Genomic DNA, 6,912 nt, shown 5'->3' with positions numbered 1-6,912 from the left:
ACGAAACGAAGCTCGCTGGAGCAATCCAGTCGTCAGGAAACGCCGGATACGTGATCCGTACGTCCGGTGTTGTGGGAGGACGGCGGGGGCAACCCCGCCTCCTACCCGATTTGTTATGGGTGCACAACAAAGTTTGCGGTAAGTGAGGGAGAGCGGTTCAGATGCAACAAAGTCTGCGGCGACGCGTATTCTTATTGTGCAATGCGCCAATTTTAATGGTCACAGATTGGAGCTCTGCCTCGGCGATGCAAACCGGAGCGCTTTGTCTCAACGCCGAGATTCACGAGCGCGAATGCGGATTTCCACGAGTGGTTCAACCAAGTCATACGCTTGGGGCGACTCAATTGCGCTATCGCGCAATTGCTTGAGAACTCCAGAGGTAAAGGTCCGTGCAGAGGTGGCGGTTCGTGTCGCTGCCTTCAGGGTCAGCCATCCGTAAGTGACGGCATAGTCATCGGGGCTGCGAAGTATCTCGGATTTTATCCAAGACTGCCCTAACGCAGTCCAGTTGGGACTATGGCGATGCGCGCGAGCGGCATTTTTTTGGAGTGACAAAAGTTTTGCCACCGAGCTCAGAATCATCTCCTGTACTATTTCCAATAAGCGCTACGATGTCATCCCAGAATCCCGCTGGGAGTTCCGGTTCTACATCGTCGTCCATATAGTTTTCGTTAATTTTTGACGCGGCGAAAGCGGCGCGGAGGAACGCGTTCGCGTGGCCTTGTGTAGTTGCGAGAAGAATATCTCGATGGGGAAAGAGGTTGCCGCACGGCCAAGTATGGGCATAGTCGTCCCATTCTTGACCACTGACGGGATACGACTCGTTGAACAGCGCTGAAGCATCGATCGGGAATCCATACTCGGTTGATTTGAGTGCATTGAGCAAACCATCGCACAGCTCGGCAACCCGTTCCGGGGCGAAACTGCAGGCGGCCGCAAGTGCTGCATGAACAACGCGCGCGCTATTTTCGCCGTCGAGCGTAGTGCCGCTCAGAATTGCATCGTAGCCAGATAAAATCGGGAGCATCAGCAGAGCGAACTGTGATATCGCACCGCGCGAGGTCGATATTCAGAAGTAGGTTCTGTGATGGGCGTGCGCTCTGACGCTCTCTCTTTTCCAGTTGGCGGAGGTAATCGATTGCCTCGTCGAATTTTCGCACTTCAGCAGCCACACAAGCAGATTCCCATTGGAACCTCGGGATTAGGTCGCTACTGTTCCAACCGCGCAACAATGCGTATCGTTCCTCTGCCGGAGAGTCGGAGCATCGCAACTCGTTAAGAACTTCTAGGCGAATGCGCTGACTGGTCGGGTGAAGAGAAAGCAGCCTCTCGATTTCTCGGCGCCTCTGTTCGCGATTTTCAGCGTCTCCAGGCCACAAACCACGTGCGCGTGCCTCGGCAGCCAAAAGCGGTACGGAATCAGCCGTCGTAACGGCCTTAAGGCGCGGCCAAATCGCCTCCATGTGTGCACTACGATTTTTGTCACCATAGCGAGTACGAATCAACTCGCTCAGAAGGCCTACACCATCTGCGTCAAGCTCTTCGCCAAGCGACATGAGGCGATTGAATGCCTCTTCGTCGTGGCCAAGCATCCATTCACAGTACGCTACCTTCGATGCGATCCTCGGCTCAGATGCATCGAGCTTGTAATAACCCAAGGCAGCCTGTTCATACTGATGTTCTACCGGGCGGCGATGCACAGCCTCTTCGGCTACATCGACCTACGGCTTATGCGGTGGGCTCGACGAAAGTACAGGAGGCTGCGGCAGCGCAAGCGATGTAGTGCGGAATGGCTACGCAAGATGAATTTCGCCCACCCCAGGTTGTTTGTCCACTGGCGTGTCGTAGGGGTATCGGTTGGATAACGGGAGCCGAATGAGTCGAGAGGCTCACGTTCGGTTCTGCGAGAGGCTCGGGGTGCAACTCCCCGGGTCTACTCACCTCATCACAGCAACGAACGGACGCTCGTCGTGAACGCACACTAGAGGAAACTGCTCAAGCCACGATTGGCACGGCGCGCTCGACCTTGGAAGGGGGGCTCAGCCAGCCACGATGATCCCGCCGGTCTCGGGTGGGCATCCTTTTGTTTTCGGAGTGTCCTATATTCGCGGCAGGTGATACCGATCACCAACCTCGCTGCCGCGGCGGGCCGTCCGGGCCGGTTGCGGAACGCGCACGCTGCCCATTACTGAGTTCTCACGCTTGACCCCGGGCTTCGCTTTCGCGGTGCCGACCCTGTGAATCGATTGACGTTTTAAGTTTCGCTTAAGTTTCGATCTCTACGGTTACCCCTCCGAAGACACGGTCGCCCCGAAGGCATGCGGACAGATGTTAGGCAAGCGCACCGACAGCGGTATCCGAACAAGCCCGAGCTTCGCGACGCGTGCGTAGCGCGAATGAGCGTGGCGGGCCTGGCCATGCAAAGTTGGCATCGGGTCCGGCCTCTCTTCATTCGTGACGGCACGCGAGCCGAGTCGCCGTCGTTCAATATCACCGCTTCCCGCCGTTCCTTCATGAGTTTTCCCACATTCGAAGTGCCGGCAGCATGCACCGGCAAACTCCTGTTTTTCCGTTCGACCCCTTGCGTCCACGCGACGGATGCGCCGGCGCTTTGCTCGCCGCCACTCCCGCTGCCACGGACCGGGCGCGCCCGGCTCGCGCAGCAGGCAATACGTCCGGCCGATGTTTCGTGAGCGTCGGGACATGCGTGCGTGCATCCTGATCCTGGTTTTGTTCTCCTTATTCGCCGGTCCCGCGATGGCGCGCGCCCGTCATATCAAACGCGTCGTGGCGAAACCCGCGGTGCTCGCGCGCGCTGCGATGGTCGTCGATCTGACGACCGGGCGCGCGCTGTATATGAAGCATGCGGATCAGCGCCTCCCGATTGCGTCGTTGACCAAACTTGTGACCGCAATGGTGGTGATCGACTCGAAACGCTCGCTGGTCAAGCCGTCACGCATCACGGACGCCGATGTCGACCGCTTGAAGTGGTCGCGCTCGCGCCTGCCGGTCGGCTCGCTGCTGCTGCGTCGAACGATGCTGCATATCGCGCTGATGTCGTCGGAGAATCGCGCGGCATTTGCGCTGAGCCGTGATTATTCGGGCGGACGTGCCGGCTTTGTCAAAGCGATGAATCGCAAGGCGCGGCGTCTGCATATGACTCACAGCCATTTCGTCGATCCGACCGGACTGTCGCCGCAGAACGTATCGAGCGCGCGCGATCTGGTGAAACTCGCAAGCGCCGCGTACCGGTATCCGAAGATACAAGCGTATTCGACGTCCCATAGGCAAGTCGTTCTTGGCGGCGACGGCCCGCTGATGTATCACAACACCGATCCGCTCGTGCATCGCGCGTCATGGCACGTTGCGCTGCAGAAAACAGGCTTTACGAACGAGGCCGGTCATTGCCTGATCGTGATGACGCCGGTGAGCGGACACATGATGGTGATCGTGCTGCTCGGCGCTCCGAATCCGCACGCGCACTTTCAGGACGCGATCGAGCTGCGGCGCTGGATCCGAACCATGCGCCACCGCTGAGCGCGCAACGCGCTGGGGCGTTGCGTCCGTCGCCGAGGTTGCGTTTCGCAACGCCCACCGTTGACTGATTTGCGCGGTTTTGCGCGGCGGCCTCAAAGCTCGGGTCGGCGATCGAACCGTTATTCCAGCGGTGTGTCAATGAAACAAGTTTCGCGAGCTAGCGACGGCAGGTGGATTTTGCCGCACGCCCGGATTGCGATGTTGTTGAAGGATCGAACGCTGGTCGCTGACTATGTTAGGTGCCTGACGTTCGCAGCTTCGCGGTATCCGAATCTTCGATCGACCACGTGACGTTATCGGCTTCCCGCCGAGTGATGGCTAATTTGACAGAGCGTCAAGGAAAGAATGCGAGTGTCGGCTAGGACAACGGGCACGAGATCGGCGGCAGGCTATCGCATGAAGCCAGATATCTGCTGGTTGCAGGCGCGGTGATCGGGGGAGGGCTAACGGTCATCGCCAACGCACCCAGTCCGGCCGAGATCATCCTTGTGCGACGGGGATTTTCTGACGAATCCGTCAGTGCCCTCTGGCTGCTGGCCAGCCCCATTCTTCCGACCGCTACGGCGTGTGTATTCTGCAGACGCCTTGCCAATCGCGCTGACGCGCTCGGACAAGCATGACTACCAGTAAAGTCGTTAAAAGCTTCGAGTGCAACGGCAGCCAGCGTGCGCTTTATGGGCGTCGCTCTCTAGGCCTAAGTGAAAAGGAAACGACGTGCTTCTTCCAGACACCACAGGAAGCCGTGACAGGAATCCACACATACTTTTGTCGAAGCTTGGCGACTGCAGGCATATCTACCGTTGCATCGAGTGTTGCCGATTGCCCTGATTCTTGCGCGCCTCTGCCGGGCAATACCTTTGCGTGTAACGCATTGCCCGCCGAGACGATAATTGAATCGTAGCGCTGACCGGTTCGAACCCATTGGTCGAACGCCGCGATGCAATTTACGACCGCTTCGCGAACATGGATGCGTCTGAGAAAGGCGTAGTCGGCTAGTGGTGAGGGTTTCGGTTGAGCATAAGCCAGGTGATAGGTCCAGCAACATACGACGAGAAAAAAAAGACTGGTGATAACCTTCATTCGGTAGCAAGCCCGCAGGGGGCACTTATCAATAGGGCAACAAACCGTGAGTATACACGCAGCCTTAAACCGGCTTTCTGCACGCTTTGCCCGAAGCGGGGATGCCCACGACAATTACGCAGCAGTGCTGCGAGTCGGGATTGCCGGAGCGGAGCGATACTCGCATCACCGCCGAACGAGAAGGAACTGGATGCTTGCCGCGGCATTTGGATGCGCCATGCTCACATCGTGCTCACGAACGCATGATGTGTTTGAAGGTGCACCCATTTACTCGGGCGCGACTGAGCTGGACGACAGATCACATCTATATGTCGTTTGTGAAAGGCTGTGTGCGGTAGAGATCGAGCGCAGAGGGGCTCGTGCTAGTATTTCGGAGATCCTAGGCTCAGATGCTTCCTCGTACTGCCCATGTTGGCGGTCGTTCCCGTCCAGGCGGCGAAGGTCATCTTCTCTGAAGTCACTCAATGCGTTTCCGCTCCAGGTCCATCAATTTTTCTCCAATTTCGACTAGACCACATGCGCTGCCGCGTTGGCGTTCGCACGCGCTGGGAGCGGCTTTCTCATTGGGATTTCTCGTCCTCGCTGCGCGAGCGGCGTGGGTGCAGGGGATCAACGATAGGTTTTATCAGAAGCAGGGGGAACTTCGACAGGTGCGCGAGTTCAGCATTCATGCGACGCGTGGACGCATTCTCGACCGCGACGGGAGAGCGCTGGCGGTCAGCCTTCCGACGCGCACGTTATGGCTGGATGCGGACGGCACGGACACGGTCTCGTCCGACCAGGCATCTGCACTGGGTAAGTTGCTCGACATTGACGCGGACCGGATCGGCGCAATGGCGGCGTCCCACAAATCATTTGTCTACCTCAAGCGGCAGGTGCCCCTGGATGTTGCGCAGCGGGCGATGCTTCTCGATGTGCCGGGCGTTTATGCCCAACCAGATTACCGTCGCTACTATCCGGAAGGCAGCATTGTGGCGCATGTCACCGGTTTCGCTGGCGTCGACGGTAATGGTCTGGAGGGCATTGAAAAAGTCGATAATCGCCTACTGACCGGTGGCAATGGCAGGCGCCGCGTGCTGCGAAACGCTCAAGGGCAGGTCATCGATACGCTTGCGCTGCAACGTCCCATCGCCGGCAAGGACGTGACGCTCAGCATCGATGAGCCCGTCCAGTACGCAACCTTCAAAGCCTTGCGTGATGCCGTTGAGCGCACCGATGCACATTCAGGCTCGGCGATCGTTCTGGACGCACACACTGGCGAGATTCTTGCAATGGCAAACTGGCCGAGTTTCGATCCGAACACCCGCCGCAGAAGAACGGGCGAGGCGATGCGCAACTACGCTGTCACCGATGTGTTCGAGCCGGGCTCGGTCATGAAGCCCCTGACGATCGCACTGGCGTTGCAACGCAATGAGGTATCGCCTCGCTCCGTGGTACCGACCAACGGTGGAAGGCTGCGACTCGACGGGGCCGTGATTCACGACGACAAGAACTTCGGCACTTTGACGGTTAGCGGCGTCGTGCAGAAGTCAAGCAACGTGGGCACGACAAAAATCGCGCTGCTGATGAAGCCACACGACATGTGGAACAACTTCCGTGCTGTCGGGCTGGGTCGGGCGCCGCGCGCGGGGTTGCCGGGCGCAGCAACCGGCACGCTGCGTCCTTACCAGAACTGGCGGCGGATCGAGCAGGCAACGATGTCATACGGCTACGGTCTGTCCGCGTCGTTGCTGCAACTGGCGCAAATGTACACGGTGTTCGGCAATGAAGGTCTGTTTGTACCCGCTACGATTCATCCGCGACATGGTATGCCGGCGCATGGTCGACGCATTTATTCGCCACGCGTCGCGGCGGAAGTGCTCACCATGCTTGAGTCCGTGGTGTCCGAGGACGGTACAGCACCACAGGCAGCCGTACCGGGCTATACGGCCGCAGGCAAGACCGGAACCGCATATCGTTGGACCGCGCGCGGCTACGACCGCAGTCAGTATCGGGCGTCGTTCGTTGGGATTGTCCCGGCACAACATCCGAGGGTGATCATCGCGGTGTCGATCGACCGGCCCCACGTGGGCTCGCATTTCGGCGGCGCAGTCGCAGGACCTGCCTTCTCGGATATCGCGGCGAAGACCATGAATCTTCTGGGCGTGACGCCTGATGACCCTGGCGCACAATTTGTGCAGGACAATCCAGGGCCGGTCACATAGACGATATGCTCGAGATCGCGTCTCACGCGCTGTCGTTAGCGGTCGACGCCTGGCAATCCTTTTGTCGTAACTGGCCACCGCATACGGACCG

The 6,912-nt window shown here is 58.7% G+C and carries 4 protein-coding genes and 1 pseudogene; 3 read left to right on the top strand and 2 right to left on the bottom strand.

Translation table 11 applies throughout. The features are described 5' to 3' along the window. Positions 1-514 precede the first annotated feature (514 nt). Positions 515-1,027, bottom strand: coding sequence for a hypothetical protein (locus tag HWY30_RS36560; protein WP_143037148.1), 513 nt, complete (start codon positions 1,025-1,027; stop codon positions 515-517). A 1,676-nt stretch (positions 1,028-2,703) separates the two neighbouring features. On the opposite strand from HWY30_RS36560, the gene HWY30_RS36555 reads away from it, so the two are divergent. Continuing rightward, a complete protein-coding gene (locus tag HWY30_RS36555) occupies positions 2,704-3,537 on the top strand; it encodes a serine hydrolase family protein (RefSeq protein WP_090804026.1) in 834 nt (277 codons plus the stop codon). 389 nt (positions 3,538-3,926) lie between these two features. After that, a pseudogene (locus tag HWY30_RS36550) lies at positions 3,927-4,157 on the top strand (putative Na+/H+ antiporter); the annotation flags it as partial. Positions 4,158-4,209: 52 nt separating this feature from the next. Here the strand turns inward: HWY30_RS36550 and HWY30_RS43180 are convergent. Next, positions 4,210-4,617 (bottom strand): BspC domain-containing protein, encoded by a 408-nt coding sequence (locus HWY30_RS43180; protein ID WP_425199427.1) that lies wholly within the window; start codon positions 4,615-4,617, stop codon positions 4,210-4,212. Between the two features lie 563 nt (positions 4,618-5,180). Here HWY30_RS43180 and HWY30_RS36545 point away from each other — a divergent pair. Continuing rightward, entirely contained in the window at positions 5,181-6,821 is a 1,641-nt protein-coding gene (locus HWY30_RS36545) for a peptidoglycan D,D-transpeptidase FtsI family protein (protein WP_244145150.1), read from the top strand. Positions 6,822-6,912 lie beyond the last annotated feature (91 nt).

Origin of the sequence: Paraburkholderia tuberum STM678, assembly GCF_902833905.1 — a bacterium.
Classification (GTDB): domain Bacteria; phylum Pseudomonadota; class Gammaproteobacteria; order Burkholderiales; family Burkholderiaceae; genus Paraburkholderia; species Paraburkholderia tuberum.
This window is presented reverse-complemented; position numbering and strand designations above follow the sequence as displayed.

What these genes read in the sequence shown, in the direction of transcription:
- HWY30_RS36560 (WP_143037148.1), bottom strand. Translation starts at nt 1,027, where the DNA reads ATGCTCCCGATTTTATCTGGCTACGATGCAATTCTGAGCGGCACTACG.
- HWY30_RS36555 (WP_090804026.1), top strand. Translation starts at nt 2,704, where the DNA reads ATGCGTGCGTGCATCCTGATCCTGGTTTTGTTCTCCTTATTCGCCGGT.
- HWY30_RS43180 (WP_425199427.1), bottom strand. Translation starts at nt 4,617, where the DNA reads ATGAAGGTTATCACCAGTCTTTTTTTTCTCGTCGTATGTTGCTGGACC.